Source organism: Streptomyces roseoviridis (assembly GCF_039535235.1).
GTDB lineage: Bacteria > Actinomycetota > Actinomycetes > Streptomycetales > Streptomycetaceae > Streptomyces > Streptomyces roseoviridis.
On sequence record NZ_BAAAWU010000001.1, the window covers coordinates 3,885,929 to 3,902,573 of the forward strand.

The window sequence follows — 16,645 nt, forward strand, 5'->3', positions numbered from 1 at the left end:
CGGCGGATACGAAGTTGGTCGAGTGGTCCGCCGAAGCCCGTCTCGCTCAGACCACTTGGTCGATCAATGGAAAAGCAGTTCGTCCCTGAGGGCGGCGGACGGAAATACCCGCAGGCGCAGGACTCCTCGCACCGACCCCATCGAGAACTCGGTGCACAATGACGTTTCGCCGTTCGCTTCGTCGATCCATAGACGTGTGGCCCCCTCTCTGTAGATATCGACTCGCACGTCGTCGCCCACTTTCCAGACCATGCGAACCGAGCGTCCTGCGGGGCTGAAACTGAAGCGAATCGGCTCTGACCCCACTTCCGTCAGATCGATCTCATAGATCCCCTCTTGTGTCTCCGTCGGTTCGGCGCCGATGGCTTCGGCGAAGTTCTGAAGGTCCGGTACCGTGAATTCCTCATGTGTCACTAGGTGCCCCCCTTGAAGATCACCGTGGAGAATCTGAGGCCGCCGTCCGGCATTATTTGCCAGGTAGCTTCGACCTGCCGTGCGCCGTGGGGCCCGTAGAGCACGGAGTTTACTTCACCGAACTCTCCCCATTGATTTGTGAAAGTACGATCAAAGCCACGCGTCGTAGCCTCTTTAAGGTGCTCCAGTACGTACTGCCTCGAGGCCGGTGTGTCGTGAAAACCTATGCTTTTCAGCTGTTGTGCGTTCTGCCGTGCTCGCGCCGTGTTGTGGTCGTCCGGCTTGATGTCCCTGTTGAAGAGGTAGTCCAGCTTGCGCTCATCGACGTACGGGCACGGTGCGAGCCCCAGCGGGTCGCTCCACGTATGCGGATTGTCCACGTACGTCGCCGGGTTCGGGGCCGGGGTCAGGCCCAGGGGGTCCTGGCTCAGGTAGCGGGCCGACGCCGGGTCGTAGTAGCGGAAGTAGTTGTAGTGGAGGCCGGACTCCGGGTCGAAGTACTGGCCCGGGAAGCGGAGCGGGGTGTAGGCCGTGGCGTCGCGGGTCCAGGCCGTCGTGCCCCAGAGGGTGGTGCGGGCGCGCCAGGCCAGGGCGCCCGACTCGTCGACGAGTTCGGTCGGGGTGCCGATCAGGTCGGTGACGATGGCGAAGAAGCGGGTCTCGTCGGTGGCGTGGCGGCGTTCCGTCTGGGCGAGGGGGCGCAGGCCGTCGTGGTCCCAGGTGAGGGTGAGGGTCTCCGTGGACTGCTCGCACAGCGTGGTGCCGTCCCAGGTGAAGTGGACGGTCTCCGTCTCCGAGTGCTTGGCGATGCGGCGGCCCAGGGGGTCGTAGACGTAGCGCCATTCCGTGCCGTCGGGGGTGGTGACGGACGTCAGTCGGTCCTCGGCGTCCCACCGGTAGCGCCAGGTGTCCGGCTTCTTCGACAGGCGGGACTTCCGGCGGAGCGTGACCCGGCCCTGCGCGTCGTGTTCGTAGCGGATCGAGCCCGCCCGGGTGATGCGGGTGCCGGTGTACGAACGGGGGCCCGCGGCGTCCGGGTCGCGGGGCCAGTCGGCCAGGGTCTGGTTGCCGGCCTCGTCGTACGCGTACCGCTCCGTCCAGCGGCCGGCGTGCACCGCGGTCACCCGGCCCGCCGCGTCCAGGTCGAAGCGGCGCGGGCCGGCGAGCTCGTCGTCGATGCCGATCAGGTTCCCGTCGGGGCGGTAGTGGTACGCGCGATGCTGGACGCGGCGGCCCCGGCTCGTGACCTCGTGCGTGGTCAGCCGGCCCCCCTCGTCGAAGGCCGACGTGAGGGTGACGAAGTCACCGACGGAGCGGGCGATTTCGCGGCCCACGGCGTCGTGCGCGAACAACAGCGCCCGCCCGGACGTGGTGAGCTCGGTGCGGCGGCCGGCCGCGTCGTACGACCACGCGCTGACCGCGCCACCCGGGGTCGTGCGGCCCGTCCTGCGCCCCACGGAGTCGTAGGAGAAGGAGACGGTGCGGCCGTTGACGGTCTCGGAGAGGAGCCGGCCGTAGCGGTCGCGCATCCGGGTGAGCGTCGCCTCCGGGCTCACCGCCGCCGCCAGCTCGTCGAAGACGTCGTACTCGTACGTGGTGACCGTGCCGTCCGCGTCCTTGCGGACGACCTGGCCGAGTTCGTTCCGCTCGAAGGACACCCGCTGGCCGAGCGCGTTCGTACGGGCCGCCAGGCGGCCCGCCCCGTCGTACGCGTAGGTCAGTGTCCGGGTGTCGAAGTCCGTCTCCGTGGCCAGGCGGCCCGCCGGGTCGTAGCTGTAGTCCCACGTCAGACCCTGAGGGTTGGTGACCCGGGTCAGCTGAAGCGCCGCGTCGTGCGTAAAGGAGTAGCGCGTCCCGTCCGGGTCGGTGCGGGAGGCGAGGACATCGAAGTCCCCGTATGTGTAGGCCGTGGTGCCGCCCATGCGGTCCGTATGGGTCAGGCAGTTGCCCTCGCCGTCGTACGTCCAGGTCTCGGCCGCCCCGTCGGGATGGGTCCGGCGCGTGAGGCGGCCCTCGGGCGTCCACTCCAGCCGGGTCTGCGCCCCCGTCGCGTCCGTGATCCGGACCGTACGGCCGAAGGCGTCCCGCTCGTACGTCGTCGTCGCACCCAGCGGGTCGGTGACTTCCACCGGCAGGCCGCGCTCGTCCGTGCGGACGCGGGTGACGGCGCCCAGCGGGTCCGTGACGGAGGTGAGGCGCCCCCGGTCGTCGTACGAGAACGTGGTGCGCTCGCCCGAAGGCGTGGTAACCGACGTCCGGTTTCCCCGGTCGTCGTAGGTCTGGCGGATCGTCGTGCCGTCCGCCCGCCTCACCCGGACGGGAAGGCCGAGGTCGTCGTATTCCGCCGACACGACGCGGCCGTCGGGACGGGTGACAGAGGTGAGCCGGCCCTCCTCGTCATAGACGAACGCGGTGGTGTGACCCAGCGGGTCCGTCCGGGAGAGCAGCCTGCCCCGGGCGTCGTACGTGAAGCGGGTGACGCCTCCGTCCGGACCGGTCTCGGCGGTGACCCGGGCGCGCTCGTCCACCTCGAAGCGGGTCGTGCGACCGAGGGCGTCCGTGAAGGTCGTCTCGCCGTCGCCCCAGGTGAAGCGGCCGGCCATGACGCCGTCGCGGCCCGACTGGAAGACGCAGCGGTCGCGCTCGTCGTAGACGTAGTCGTAGCGGTGGCCGTTGCTGTCGGTCCACGACGTCATCCGACCCCGCTCGTCGTAGCCGAAGCACAGCGGCCGGCCCGCGGAGTCGGCGACGGAGGTGAGGTGGCCGTCGGTGTAGTCGTAGCGGCGCAGCTCCCGCTCGCCGAGGTGCAGGGCCGTGACCCGTGATCCATCCGTGGTCAGGCGGAGCCGGTATCCGCCGTGGTGGACGACCTCCGTCGGCGCGCCCCCCGCGTCGTAGCCGAAGGTGATCCAGTTGCCGTTGCGGTCGTCGATCTGGACGAGAACGGCCTCGTCCCCCGCGGCGGTGGTGGCGAACCGGCGGACGATTCCCGTCTCCGGATCGGTCACTGTGTACGCGTCACCGGTGGGGCTGCGGTCCAGTGCCCAGCGGCGGATGCCGTGCGTCGGCAGGACCGGCACGCCGGGCGCCGGATGCGGGTAGGCGAGGATGCTGCCGTCCTCGCACAGCTGCACCACGCCCCGGGCGTCGATCTCCAGGCGCTGGTCGAGCGTGCTCGCCCACGAGGGGCCGAACCAGCGGCCGGCGCGGAAGGACGATTCGAAGTACCTGCTGAGGAGCAGCGGCAGCGCACCGGGCAGGGCGATGTCCGTCTGGGGGAGAGTGACCCGGCCGGTGGCCATGTCGACGGGGTCGTTGCACTCCCGCTTCTCGTTCCCCTGACGGGAGGCGGGGTCCGGCGCCTCCTTCTGCTGTTCGCGGACCGTTCCCTTGCCTCCGTCGGCCGGAGGGGTGTCGACGTTCCTCAGCCGGGTGAGGCTCTTCAGGCCGCCCGCGCCCTTCGTGCCGATCAGCTCGGGTATGAGGCGGCCCACGAACTCGCTCGGGTCGGCCTTCGCCGTCTCCCACGCGTTCTTCAGCGCCCGGTCCGGGTGGGCCGCGGTGGACGCCAGACCGGCCAGCGTCATGTGGACGTTCTCGTAGAACTCGGCCGGGTGCGTCGCGTTGTACGGGTCCAGCGGGTTGGTCGCCCGGAGGTAGTTCGAGAGGCCGACGACGCCCTTGGTGACACCGCCCGCGACGTGGAGCAGCTCCGCGCTCATCCCCAGGGCGTGGTCCGTGAAGTCCATGCCGAGGCGGTCCGCGGCGGACGGCTCCGCCGGGGCGTGGGCCAGGGCGGAGGCGAGGGCCGACTTCGCCCGCTCCGCCGCTTCGTCGCGCTGGCGTCGTGCGTCGGCGAGCAGGTCACGGGCGCGAGCACGGTGGGCTTCGCCCGGGTCGGTGTAAGGGGCCGGTTCCGGCAGCGGACGGTCGCTGTGGAAGGCGGCCCGGTAGGCGTCGTACTTCTTCTCGTACGCGGCGGCGGCCGCCCGGGATGCGTCGTCACCGTCCCTGTGGAGCTCGATCGCCTCGCGCGCCTTGCCCTGCGCCCAGGTCACCGTGTGCGCGTACGCCTCCAGGGCACCGGCCGCGGCGCCGAAGGCGTCCGCCGCCCGCAGCCAGTCGGGCGGCAGTGCCTGGAACTCTTCACGGAAGGCCCGGGCCGCCTCGCCCTTCCAGCGGTCGGAGTCCAGCGCCTTCAGGCCCTTGCCGACGCTGCCGAAGGCCGACTGGAAGTCACGGAAGTTCGCCACCGCGGCGGTGATGTCCCCGGGCTTGCCGTGGATCAGCTCGTCCGGATCGTCCGTCTGCCCGAGCTGGGCCTCGCTCACCTCCGCCCCGAGACGGGACGCGGCACCGTCACCCCAGTCCTCGACCTTGTCCGCCCAGCCCTCGGCTCCCACGCGCTCCAGACCGTCACCGGCGACGTTCGTCGCGGCGTCGACGCCTTCACCGAGCTTGCGCTTGCCCCAGTCGATGCCGTCGCCGACGGCGTCGGCCCCCTTGTCGAACAGCTCTCCCCAGTCCGGCATGGCTCAGCGATCCCCCCGGTTCGGCTCCTGTGCCCGGCCGTCCGCTTCCTCCGTGGGTTCCAGCCGCGCGCGCATGCGCGCCTCCGCCTGCGGGCCGAGGATTCCGTCCCGGACGTCGTACGCGGTGTCGCGCCAGGTCTGCTCGACGCTGCCCTGCGCCTGGGAGAAGGACTCCGCGCTCCAGTCGGCGCCGTCGAACGGGGACTGCCGCTCGATCTCGGCCCAGCTCTTCTGCGTGACCTCGTCCTCGGAGAGGTGCGGGTTGCCGTTGCCCGCGTTCATGACGATCTTGAACGTGTCCTTGACGTACCGCTCCTGCTCCCCGAAGGCCCCGGCGGACAGCCCCAGTGCCGTGGTGAATCCGTTCGCCTTCTGCATGAGGCCGCGTACACCCCAACCCCACCGCTCGCAGAAGGTCTGCAACTGTTCCGTCAGCCCCGGGTGGCCCAGCTGCACACCGGTCAGGGCCAGCCTGGAGAAACCCCGGCCCGTGACGGCCGACTGGCCGAGTGACAGGTCCTTCAGCTCCCCGTGCGCCTTGTCGATCCCCTTCGCGATCTGCGCCAGGGCGTCATCGGACGCCTGGAGATCCGGATCGTTCCCGCTCATCGCTCACTCCCCCGAGTTCACGGCTTCCGTCCCCGCCGTGTGCGCACGCGAATACCGCGAGACCTTCCTTGCGCGCCGCCCCCCGGCCTGCCCACGGTTGCCTGAGCTGATGATGGTCGCAGGGCCGAGTTTCCGTTCGCAACGAGAAGGGGCTTTTCTGTCATGTCGTCGGAGACGGCGAAGGCCGCCGCCCCTGCGCGGGGCGACGGCCTTCGGTGTGTCGCGGGACCGAGGGAGTCGGTCCTTCGGCGTCAGTCCTTCTTCGGGTCCTCCAGGCGCGGGAAGAGGACCGCGCCCTTCGTGACCGTGGCGCCGGCGGGGAGCTTGCCCCAGGTGGCGGCGGACTGGACCGGCTGCGCGGCGAGCGCGCCCAGGGCGGCCTCGGCGCCGAGCGAGTCCCAGAGCTTCTGGGAGGTCTCCGGCATGACCGGGTTCAGCAGGACCGCGACCGCGCGCAGGGACTCGGCGGCCGTGTAGAGGATGGTCGCCAGGCGGGCCCGGCCCTCGTCCGACTCGTCCTTCGCGACCTTCCACGGCTCCTGCTCCGTGATGTAGCCGTTGACCTGCTTCACGAAGTCGAAGATCGCCAGGATGCCGGCCTGGAAGTCCAGCTCCTCGCCGATCTTCTGGTCGGCGACCGCGACGGCCTTCGCCAGGCCCTCGTGGATCGCCTTCTCCGCGTCGCCGTCGGCCGCGGAGGCCGGCAGCTCGCCGCCGAAGTACTTGCCGACCATCGCCGCCACGCGCGAGGCGAGGTTGCCGTAGTCGTTGGCCAGCTCGGAGGTGTAGCGGGCGGAGAAGTCCTCCCACGAGAAGGAACCGTCCTGGCCGAACGCGATCGCCCGCAGGAAGTACCAGCGGTACGCGTCGACGCCGAAGTGCGAGGTCAGGTCCTGCGGCTTGATGCCGGTCAGGTTCGACTTCGACATCTTCTCGCCGCCGACCATCAGCCAGCCGTTCGCGACCACGCGCCCCGGCACCGGCAGGCCCTGCGCCATCAGCATCGCCGGCCAGATGATCGCGTGGAAGCGGAGGATGTCCTTGCCGATGAGGTGCACGTTCGCCGGGAACGTCTCGTCGAACTTCGCCTGGTCGGAGCCGTAGCCGACGGCCGTCGCGTAGTTCAGGAGCGCGTCGATCCACACGTAGATGACGTGCTTGTCGTCCCACGGCACCGGGACGCCCCAGTCGAAGGTCGAGCGGGAGATCGACAGGTCGTCGAGGCCCTGCTTGACGAAGTTCACGACCTCGTTGCGGGCCGACTCCGGCTGGATGAAGCCCGGGTTCGCCTCGTAGAACTCCAGCAGCTTCGGGCCGTACGCGGACAGCTTGAAGAAGTAGTTCTCCTCCTTGAGGATCTCCACCGGCTTCTTGTGGACGGCGCACAGCTTCGTGCCGTCCTCGGCCTCGATGAGGTCACCGGGGAGCTTGTACTCCTCGCAGCCCACGCAGTACGGGCCCTCGTAGCCGCCCTTGTAGATCTCGCCCTTGTCGTACAGGTCCTGCACGAACTCCTGGACGCGGTCGGTGTGACGCTTCTGCGTGGTGCGGATGAAGTCGTCGTTCGCGATGTTCAGGTGCTCCCAGAGGGGCTTCCACGCCTCCTCCACGAGCTTGTCGCACCACTCCTGAGGAGTGACGTCGTTCGCCTCCGCGGTGCGCATGATCTTCTGACCGTGCTCGTCCGTGCCGGTGAGGTACCACACCTTCTCGCCCCGCTGGCGGTGCCAGCGGGTGAGCACGTCGCCTGCGACGGTCGTGTAGGCGTGGCCCAGGTGAGGAGCGTCGTTGACGTAGTAGATGGGGGTCGAGACGTAGTACGCCTTCGTTCCCTGCTTCTCTGATCCAGTGGCCGCCATGGTGCGAATTTTAACGGCCGGGAGGAGCGGTCCTCACACGGTTAAAAGCCGGGGCCCACGGAGGCCCCTCCGTGGCCCGTGCCAGGGATGACACCTTCACGCACTCGATCGATCCCCTCACCAGCGGCGATGTCCGGGTCGCGGCGCGGTCGTGCCACCGCGCCGCCACGCAACGGGGTCACCGATCAGGCCTGACCCTTGCGGGTCATGCTGAGGGCCTTGCGATACAACTCGGGCACACGGTAGCGCTCAGTCTTGTCGCGTGGACCGGAGACGGCTTCGAGCAGTCCGACCTCGCGGGCCAGGCGAACAAGGTCGGGCGCTGTGCCGTCCAGGAGTTCGGCAGGAAACGGGGTCGAACCAATTACCCGTAGCTGGCTGAAGACCGGGGCAAGCTCGGGGAACTCGTCCCGCTGCAGTGCGTCGAGGGCGGAATCGCTGACCTCGTCCAGTGACTCGACGAGGGCCCGAGGCCTGATGATGGACCGAGAGTAGCGATTCCCGGCTTCGAATCCCCGCTCCAAGTCAACTGCGGCCGTCATCATCTGCGCGAGCGCCCGAGGAGCGTGATCGCCATTGGCATCGGCCAGCCGGGACCACACCCAGTTATCCGTGTACGCAGTGCGACCGCCAGAGACACGCTCACTTGCGAGAATTACCCATGCGATACGCACGAATTCCTCAGGCCAGTACTCGACTGGGGTGTCCTGTTTGAAGTCCGGCTTGTTCAGGCGCGCAGTGACGAGGCGCTGAAACGGCTTGGAGCGCCACGCCTGCTTGATGGCGATGCGGAGATAGTCCATCTTGTTCGACCAGCTGAGGCGGGCGGATCGTGCGCTGAGATGGGACTTGTTCGGCACACTCACTTCGCGCCAGATGTCCTCACGCAACAGCACCTTGAACTTCAGGTGCCGCAGCTGGGGGCCAAGCGCACCCACGGTGGTGAGCAGGCCGGCCACACCGTCATTGCGCCGTTTGCGGTCGTTCTCGCTGTTGCCGAATCCGGTGTCGAGGGCATCGAACAAGAGCACATGGTCCGCATCAAGGCTGCGGTCAATTTCGATAAGCCATTGCCCGGCAAGGAGAGGGGCCTGCGGGTGGGAAAGAAGCGTCCTTACGTCGTTGACCAGATCCGTTTTGAGATATTCTCCCCCCGAATCCGGTACGCCGATCGGACGTTCGGTCCAACTGGGCGCCGGGATGTCGGGCAGATGCTGACGGATGGCGAGCCCGAGGAGGGCGGGCCACATCTGCCGCCATTCCAGTTCGCGAGCCTTGAGTTCCGTTCCGAGCGCCGAATACACGTCTGCGTCAGGAGTCCAGCTCTTGTGTGTGTTGAGGCCAGGCGGGCTCGTGATGACGATGGCGGTTTCTGATTCGGCAAGTCTGCGGAAAACCGCCGTCTTGCCTGTGCCCTTACGGCCGATGACCACGACTGTGTCAAGGGCGAGCGCACGGTCCACGTCGGCTGTACTGAGAAAAGTCCCGTGCAACTCCTCCAGCTCCTGCTTCTCAGCTGTCTCTCCCGCGAACTGAAGCGAGGAGAGTACTTCTTCCTTGCTCGGCTCAGAGTCTTCCTGATTTCCCTCGCCGAGTACATCCTTTGGCTCGACAAGCCCGGTGATCCAGTCGGCCACCACCGTGAAGTCGTCCGTACCTTGGACGCGCATCACCGAATCGGAGGAAGCCAGCGCCTCCTGGTATCCGATGACCTGAACGATTTCTTCAAGAGCTTCGAAGGCGGGCCCGCCTTGAGAGTTCCGGGCGACGGACAGCCATTCGTTGATCCAGTCCTGGGCCCGCTCAGCATAGAGTTCGCGAACTTTCTCGGTGGTCGGGACCGGCGAGGCGATGAAGCGGACCTCAGGCGTGTACGGGTGTTCATCGGTGGACCGGCTCGACTTCGCCGCCAGCAGCGCTCGCGTGAGTGCACGCGTACCAGCCTTGGCCTGTGGATGGGGATAGAAGGCGATGACGTTGATATCGGAGACATCGAACAACAGCGGAGCCGCGAGCGGGCTTATCCCTGTACGGGAGTCGATCAGGACGACGTCAGGCTCCTCCGGGAGTCCAGAGACGGCCTTCACCAGCAAGCGCAAGGGGTTGACTTCGTCTTCGCCGTACCAGGCGGAAGGGTCGAGGTGGGAAAGGAGGCGGGCGTACTCGGCGCCGGGGCAACCCGCCGGCAGAAGGAACAAACCCGAGTCTTCCGTGACCCTGAGCACGTGATCATCGAGAGGAGGGATCTCGCCGCTCACCTCTGCTGATGCGAGGAGCGGGACGACTCCCATGTTCTCGGTGACACGTTCTTCCACGTCGAAAAGGGCGGCAAGGCCTGGTGCCTCCAGGTCCATGTCGATGCAGAGAACGGTCAGTCCCTGGCCGGCGATGATGCGGGCGGCGTGTGCGAGCGCGGTGGACCGTCCGACCCCGCCGCGGAGCGAATAGAACGTCGACACCACAGGGGACGGAAGGGTGCCGTAGTTCTCTGACGGGAAGCGAACGGTGATCTCTTCGGCTTTGCCACTCGCCAGTGCCTCAGGCCACAGCGGCAGTTCGGCCTGTACGGGGGCAGGGCTCAGTTCGTCCTGCTCCATGAACGCTGCTTCGTCGGGTGTCAGCAGATCATGTCGAACGATGTTCGCGTCGGGCACCAGCGCCTGGACCCGTTCCCGGCGTTTGCGAGGAGACATGCCTCTGAACGCCTCGGTGATCGCTGTTACGCGCACACCGATAAAGGGGTCGGCGGTCACGCGGACCTGGCCTCCCAGAGCGTCCCGCAGCACCCCCTCCACAAGGTCGATGCTGTCCGGCTGTGTCACTGAGCCTTCCTCCTGTGCGCTTTCGCACCCCGCGCTCGCGGGCGCCGTCGCAGCTGGGTAATGCACCAGATCATGAAGCGCCTGGCCGCCTCGATCTCGTCGTCAATCTTGACATCATCAGGCAAGGCAGCCTGATAGCGCAGGCTGACGTCGCGGTCCGTGAGAAAGTTCCGCGTGTTCTGGGGCAGGACTTGAGAACTGAAGCCCGCGTGCTCGATGAGCGCCAAGACGTCATGGCCTCGCGGGGCGGGACGACCCTGGGCGGCGCACAACGCCTTGGCGAGACACTCCGCCGCGAAGCCCAGGTAGTAGAGGCAGGCGAGGTGCCGTCCTGCCCGATGCAGCTCCATGGCATCGACCCGACGCTCCTGAGCCACGTCCTCCCACTCCTGTGGCGTGATCGGATCGTCGTACAAGCCATCCCCCCAGCGGTGCTCGCCCGATCGTCACTGTAGACCGTCGAGTCCATCGCAACGATTCGTCCGAGGCCAGGCTGTGCCAGGTCTCCACCTGTAGAGAGGGGCACTCACCTGCGGAAATGCTCGGTCCACCCTGAACGCCCGGCGGTAGAAGGCAGACCGTGCGGTGAAGATGTGGCCATGGCTATCCGTCAGGTCCACAGGAGGAACGGGACGGGACACCTGGGAGCGTGGCATTCGCCATCCGCTCGCACTCCCAGGTGCCCGTGGGGTGGTGGGTGGTTCTTGAGGCTCCTTGGGCCGTGTGTCAGAGGGACCAGTCGGCGAGCAGGCCCCGGTAGAACGCGGCGTGCGGGGTCTCGACCGGCGTCGGGCCGGCGAAGTGCACACCCGTACGGGGGGTGGCGAGCTTGCGCAGGTAGTCGAAGGCCTTGTTGTCCTCCTCGCCCCACACCGTGAACCGCCAGTGCGTCGCGTACGGGCGGTCCGCGGCCTCCGTCAGCGCCTGCGTCGCGGCCGTCTTCGACTCCGGCGCGCCGTCCGTCTGGAACACCACCAGGGCGGGGCGGGCCGGGTCCGCCGACTTCTCGTGCAGGGCGAGGACCTCCTCCACCGCGCGGTGGTAGTTGGTGCGGCCCAGCCGGCCGAGGCCCGCGTTGATCGTCTCGACGCGGTCGGCGGTCATGTCGGCGGGGCGCAGTTCGGCGGTCCCGTCGATGTCCGTCGAGAAGAAGACGGCGGTCACGGCGGCGTCCTCCGACAGGTGCGCGGCGAGCGCCACGGTCTGCTCGGCGAGCCGCTGCACGGACCCGTCCTTGAAGTACGGACGCATCGACCCGGACCGGTCCACCACCAGGTACACGGCCGCCCGCGCCCCGGTGAGCCCCTGCTTCTTCAGTACGGCACCGGCGGCCTTGTAGGCGTCGGCGAGGTGCGGCGCGTCGGCCTTCAGCCGGGCGAGGGCGAGGGCGGGGCGTGCGGAGGCGGTGTCGTCCTCGGCCGCCTCCTCCGTGACGTCCGGCTGTGCCGGGGCCGGGGCGTCGGTGGCCTCGTCCTCGGCCGCGACCGGGGCGTCGGCCTCGGCCGCCACGGCTTCCGGCGTGGGCTCCTCTGCCGTGTCGGCCCGCGGCTGCGCCGGGGCGGGGACGTCGGCCTCGGTGCCCGTCGCGGTGCCCGTCTCGGCGGGGGCGGGCGCGGGCTGCGCCTCCGCGTCGGCCTCGGCGTCGGCGTCGGCGTCGGCCTCGGCCGTGGGGGTCTCGGGCGTGGCGGCGTCGCCGGCGGGCTCCGCGGCCGGCTGCTCCTCGGTCGGGTGCGTGGTTTCCGCCGAACCGGCGGTCGGGTGCTGCGCGTCCGCGACGCCGTTCTCCGGCTCCGCCGCGGCGGCGTCGTCGGCCGGGGTCCCGGCCTCGGCGACGGCGTCCTCGGCCTGCGCCACCACCGGGGCGGCCGACGGCTCGTCGGCCGAAGCCTCGGCGGTCGCCTCGTCCGCAGCCGCGTCGTCGGTCCCGGGCTCTTCCGCCGCGACGGCGGCGGGCGTGGTCTCGTCCGTCTGCGTCTGCGTCTGCGCCTGCGCCTCCACGTCAGCGGCCTCGGCCGTCGGCTCGACGGCCTTCGCCGGTGCGGTGTCCGTTTCCGGGGCAGCGGTGTCGGCCGACGGCTCCTGGTCGGCCTCCTCCGCCTTCGCGGCGGGGGCGGGCGCCGGCTCCGCGTCGGCGTCCACGGCGTCCGCTGCGGGCTCCGTGGCGTCAGCGGCGTCGGCCGCGGTCGTCTCGCTCACCTCGGTCTTGGTGGCCTCGGCGACATCCGCCTCCGGCCCGGTCGTGTCGGCGGCGTCGGCCGAGGCCGCCTCCGCCTCGGCGCCGTCCGCCTCCGCCGCGTCGCCCGCGGCAGCCGCGCCCTCCGGAGCCTTCGCCGTAGCCGGCTCCGTCCCGGACGCACCCGCACCCGTAGCCGGCTCCGTCCCGGACGCACCCGCACCCGTAGCCGGCTCCGTCCCGGACGCACCCGCACCCGCACCCGCACCCGTAGCCGGCTCCGTCCCGGACGCACCCGCACCCGCACCCGTACCCGGCTCCGCCTCGGCCGCGCCGATGCCCGCCTCGGCCGTCCCAGCGCCCGTCCCGGCCGCATCCGGCTCCGCCTCGGCCGTACCCCGCTCCGACCCCGACGACGACGCCCTCCGGGCCGGCGGGATCTTCGGGTTGTCGAAGGCCGCCGCCACCAGGTCCGCCGCCGCGCGTTCGGCGGCGGTCGCCGCCGAGGCCGACTCCGGGTCGGCCGCCGTTCCGGTGGGCGCCGGGGTCTCGGCGGTTTCCTTCGCCGGCCCGCCCGTCCCCGCAGACGTCCGCGTGTCCGTGGTGGCCTTCGCCTCCGCCGTCTTCGCCGTCTCCGCTCGCGCCGCGACCGTCGCGTTCGCCGTCGACTCCGGGGCCGGGGCGTCGGCCTGGGGCGGGACGGAGGTTGCCGGGACCTCGGGTTCGGCGGCGTTCGTACGGTCGCGGCCGAATACCTTGCGCAGCAAACTCCGAATACCCATGGGCGAACCCCTTCGCATGAGTTGTGTGCGTATGCGTCCTTCATCCCTGGCCAGGGCGGACACGTAAGGTTAGCGGCCACCTCCCCTCCTCCCTACGACCCGGGCGTCCCCGGTCGCCGCGCATTCATCGTGCGTTCACTCCGTCGCCGCCACCGTGCAGAGGTGCGCACATAACGTCGCCGCCGGACGTGAACCGAAGTCATGGAGGACGAAGTGCGCAAACTGCTGCCGATGCTGAGCAACCACTCACACGGAGGCGGTCGTTCCGCCATGACCTGCCGGTTCCGGTGCGGGGACGCCTGTTTCCAGGAGGTGCCCAACACCAGTGACAACGAGTACGTCGGGGACGTCATAGCCGGGGCGCTCTCGCGCCGTTCCGTGATGCGCGCCGCCGCCGTCGTGACCGTCGCCTCCGCCGCCGGCGGGGCCCTCGCGGTCGGTGCCGCGCCCGCCGCCGAGGCGCACCCCGCGCAGGGGCCCGCGGCCGGGCACAAGCCCGGTTCCAAGGCCACCGGCGCCCGTGGTCTGCGTTTCGAGGCCGTCGCGCCCAACACCGCCGACCAGGTCACCGTCCCCGCCGGCTACTCCCAGAACGTCGTCATCCGCTGGGGCGAGCCCATCCTGCGCGGCGCGCCCGCCTTCGACCCGGAGAAGCAGACCGCCCGCGCCCAGGCCGGCCAGTTCGGCTACAACAACGACTTCCTCTCCCTGCTCCCGCTGCGCGGCGAGCCGCACCGCCAGGTGCTCGTGGCCAACCACGAGTACACCGACGAGGTCCTGATGTTCCGTGGGTACGACCCCGAGAACCCGACCCGCGAGCAGGTGGAGATCGCCTGGGCCGCGCACGGCCTGTCCGTCGTCGTGGTCCAGGAGGAGCACCGCACCGGCCGGCTGACGCCCGTCACCCGCCACCCCCTCAACCGGCGCCTGCACACCACCAGCGCGTTCGAGCTGACCGGCCCGGCCGCCGGCGGCGCCCTCGTGAGGACCTCCGCCGACCCCGCCGGGCGCACCGTCCTCGGCACCCTCAACAACTGTGCCGGCGGCACCACCCCGTGGGGCACGACCCTCCACGGCGAGGAGAACTTCAACCAGTACTTCGCCAACGGGTCGAGCGCCACCGACAAGCGGTACGGCATGACCGGCGGCGCCTCCGAGCGCAAGTGGGAGCGGTTCGACAAGCGCTTCGACCTGGCGCAGGAGCCCAACGAGGCCCACCGCTTCGGCTGGGTCGTCGAGCTCGACCCGTACGACCCCGACTCCACGCCCCAAAAGCGCACCGCCCTCGGCCGCTTCAAGCACGAGGCCGCGCAGCCCCGCCTCACCGCCGACGGTCGTCCCGTCGTCTACATGGGCGACGACGAGCGCTTTGACTACTTCTACAAGTTCGTCTCGTCCAAGCGGATGAAGAAGGGCGGCTCGCGGGCCGCCCGCGAGCACAACCTCACCCTCCTCGACGAGGGCACCCTCTACGTCGCCAAGCTCACCGGCGACTCCCCGGCCGCCGAGCTCGACGGCAGCGGCAAGCTCCCGAACGACGGCGAGTTCGACGGTTCCGGCAGCTGGATCCCGCTGGCCACCGCCGGCCCCGACGGGGCCGTCTCGCACGTGCCCGGCATGACTGCCGAGGAGGTGTTCGTCTTCACCCGCATCGCCGGTGACAAGGTCGGCGCGACGAAGATGGACCGCCCCGAGGACGTCGAGCCGTCCCCGCGCACCGGCCGCGTCTACGTCGCCCTCACCAACAACAAGGACCGCGGCAAGCCCGGCAAGGCGGGTGCCGACGAGGCCAACCCGCGCAACGGCAACAAGCACGGCCAGGTCCTGGAGCTCGCCGAGCACTGGGACGACCCGGCGAGCGACGGCTTCGCCTGGCGCCTCTTCCTCGTCGCCGGCGACCCGGAGGACCCGGCCACGTACTTCGCCGGCTTCCCCAAGGAGAAGGTCAGCCCCATCTCCTGCCCGGACAACGTGGCCTTCGACCCGCACGGCAACCTGTGGCTCTCCACCGACGGCAACCAGCTCGGTTCGCACGACGGCCTGTTCGGCGTCGCCACGCAGGGCGAGCGGCGAGGTGAGCTCAAGCAGTTCCTGACCGTGCCGGTCGGCGCCGAGACCTGCGGCCCGATCATCCAGGACCGCCGGGTCCTGGTCGCCGTGCAGCACCCGGGCGAGGTGGACGGCGCCTCCGTCGAGAAGCCGGCCTCGGCCTGGCCCGACGGGCCGGGCAAGATCGTCCGCCCGTCCGTCGTCGCCGTCTGGCGCACCGACGGCCGCGACATCGGCGTCTGACGCACCGGGCGTCCGACGCCCCCGTGTGGCGGGGCGCCCCCTGTGGTGGGGCGCCCCCTGTGGGGTGGCGCGCCACGTGGGGGTGGGCTCAGTCCACCCCCACGCCCCACCCCTCCCTGAACCGGGCGAACTGCTCCTCCGGCGCACCCGTGTACACCCACGGCACCCATGCCGCCCGCGCCCCGAGCAGTCCGAACACCGCCCGCGCCACCTCCGCCTCGCCCGCGTAACAGGCGGCGTGCGCGAGGTAGTTGAGCTCGGCCACCTCCTCCGGGCGGACCGGGGAGCCGGGCTCGCGGCCGCCGATCCAGCGGGCGTGGGTGCGGCGCAGCTCGGTCACCGCGAGCTCGTGCTTCCAGTGCTGGTCGAAGCCGCGCACAGGGCCGCGCCCGAGTGCCCCGTCCGCGATGTAGCGGTACTCCTCGACCCGCGCGATCTGCACCAGGATCGGCAGCGGTGAGCCGGGCGGCGCCACGCCCGCCGCGTCCCGCGCGAAGTCGTACATGGCCCCGTGCGTGCCGTGCCACCGGGCCGACCAGTAGCGCAGCACCTGCGTGTGACCCTCGGTGTTGTACGGGTCGCGGCGCCGCAACTCGTCGAACCAGTGCCGCAGTTGGCGGCGCGGGACCCCGCCCTCGTACAGCCGGGCGACCGAGAGCAGCGAGACCCACGGCATGGGGTCGGCGGGCGCGGCGGCCGCCGCGGCGAGGCAGGTGTCGACGGCGGCGTCGATCCTGCCCCGGTCGACCGCGGCGCCCCGGCCGGCCGCGATGGCCGCGTCGAAGACCCGTACCACCTCGGTCGCCGCGCGCAGCACCGCCGCGTCCGGGTTGCCCGGTTCGGCCGCCCGCCACGCCTCGACGGTGGAGCTGCCGGCGGCGGCGTGCGACAGCAGCCGCAGCCGGTGGGTACGGCGCTGCCAGTCGTCGCCGGTCGACTTCAGCAGGTCCCGTACGCCCTGCCAGCGGCCGATGACCATGTCGTGCCGGGCCTCGGTGAGCGCCCGGTCGCCGAAGTCCGGGTCGAAGTCCGGCGTGAACCGGCCCCCTCGGGCCGAGCGGCCCGGGCGGGACGGGCGGGACGGGCGGCGCAGCGCGGCCATCCGGATACCTCCCTCGGGTGCGGTGGTGCGGTGGTGCGGTGGTGCGGGTGGTGCGGGTGG

Annotated in this window: 9 protein-coding genes; 1 reads left to right on the plus strand and 8 read right to left on the minus strand. The window is 70.3% G+C overall.

All coding sequences use genetic code 11. The features are described 5' to 3' along the window. Positions 1-63: 63 nt before the first annotated feature. From ABD954_RS17605 to ABD954_RS17635, 7 genes are all read right to left on the minus strand, one after another. Entirely contained in the window at positions 64-414 is a 351-nt protein-coding gene (locus ABD954_RS17605) for a hypothetical protein (protein ID WP_345486982.1), read from the minus strand. Continuing rightward, complete coding sequence (locus tag ABD954_RS17610; RefSeq protein WP_345486983.1) at positions 414-4,946, minus strand: putative T7SS-secreted protein; 4,533 nt, start codon at positions 4,944-4,946, stop codon at positions 414-416. Before ABD954_RS17610 ends, ABD954_RS17605 begins: the two co-directional genes overlap by 1 nt. 3 nt (positions 4,947-4,949) lie before the next feature. Continuing rightward, the gene (locus ABD954_RS17615; RefSeq protein ID WP_345486984.1) at positions 4,950-5,555 is read right to left on the minus strand and encodes a hypothetical protein; all 606 of its coding nucleotides are present in this window, start codon (positions 5,553-5,555) and stop codon (positions 4,950-4,952) included. Positions 5,556-5,806: 251 nt separating this feature from the next. Further along, entirely contained in the window at positions 5,807-7,414 is a 1,608-nt protein-coding gene (gene metG, locus ABD954_RS17620; RefSeq protein ID WP_345486985.1) for a methionine--tRNA ligase, read from the minus strand. 185 nt (positions 7,415-7,599) lie between these two features. Then, on the minus strand, positions 7,600-10,236 hold the full coding sequence (locus ABD954_RS17625; RefSeq protein ID WP_345486986.1) for a tyrosine-protein kinase family protein: 2,637 nt from the start codon (positions 10,234-10,236) through the stop codon (positions 7,600-7,602). Beyond that, positions 10,233-10,652 (minus strand): HEPN domain-containing protein, encoded by a 420-nt coding sequence (locus tag ABD954_RS17630; protein ID WP_345486987.1) that lies wholly within the window; start codon positions 10,650-10,652, stop codon positions 10,233-10,235. The genes ABD954_RS17625 and ABD954_RS17630 overlap by 4 nt, the downstream gene beginning before the upstream one ends. Before the next feature lie 310 nt (positions 10,653-10,962). Further along, positions 10,963-13,191, minus strand: coding sequence for a VWA domain-containing protein (locus ABD954_RS17635; RefSeq protein ID WP_345486988.1), 2,229 nt, complete (start codon positions 13,189-13,191; stop codon positions 10,963-10,965). 213 nt (positions 13,192-13,404) lie between these two features. On the opposite strand from ABD954_RS17635, the gene ABD954_RS17640 reads away from it, so the two are divergent. Then, positions 13,405-15,483 carry a PhoX family protein gene (locus tag ABD954_RS17640; RefSeq protein WP_345492251.1) on the plus strand — a complete coding sequence of 693 codons (2,079 nt, stop codon included), beginning with the start codon at positions 13,405-13,407 and terminating at the stop codon, positions 15,481-15,483. A gap of 88 nt (positions 15,484-15,571) precedes the next feature. On the opposite strand, the gene ABD954_RS17645 is transcribed toward ABD954_RS17640, so the two are convergent. Then, positions 15,572-16,585 (minus strand): hypothetical protein, encoded by a 1,014-nt coding sequence (locus ABD954_RS17645; protein ID WP_345486989.1) that lies wholly within the window; start codon positions 16,583-16,585, stop codon positions 15,572-15,574. Positions 16,586-16,645 lie beyond the last annotated feature (60 nt).

What these genes read in the sequence shown, in the direction of transcription:
- ABD954_RS17610 (WP_345486983.1), bottom strand. Translation starts at nt 4,946, where the DNA reads ATGCCGGACTGGGGAGAGCTGTTCGACAAGGGGGCCGACGCCGTCGGC.
- ABD954_RS17615 (WP_345486984.1), bottom strand. Translation starts at nt 5,555, where the DNA reads ATGAGCGGGAACGATCCGGATCTCCAGGCGTCCGATGACGCCCTGGCG.
- metG (WP_345486985.1), bottom strand. Translation starts at nt 7,414, where the DNA reads ATGGCGGCCACTGGATCAGAGAAGCAGGGAACGAAGGCGTACTACGTC.
- ABD954_RS17635 (WP_345486988.1), bottom strand. Translation starts at nt 13,191, where the DNA reads ATGGGTATTCGGAGTTTGCTGCGCAAGGTATTCGGCCGCGACCGTACG.
- ABD954_RS17645 (WP_345486989.1), bottom strand. Translation starts at nt 16,585, where the DNA reads ATGGCCGCGCTGCGCCGCCCGTCCCGCCCGTCCCGCCCGGGCCGCTCG.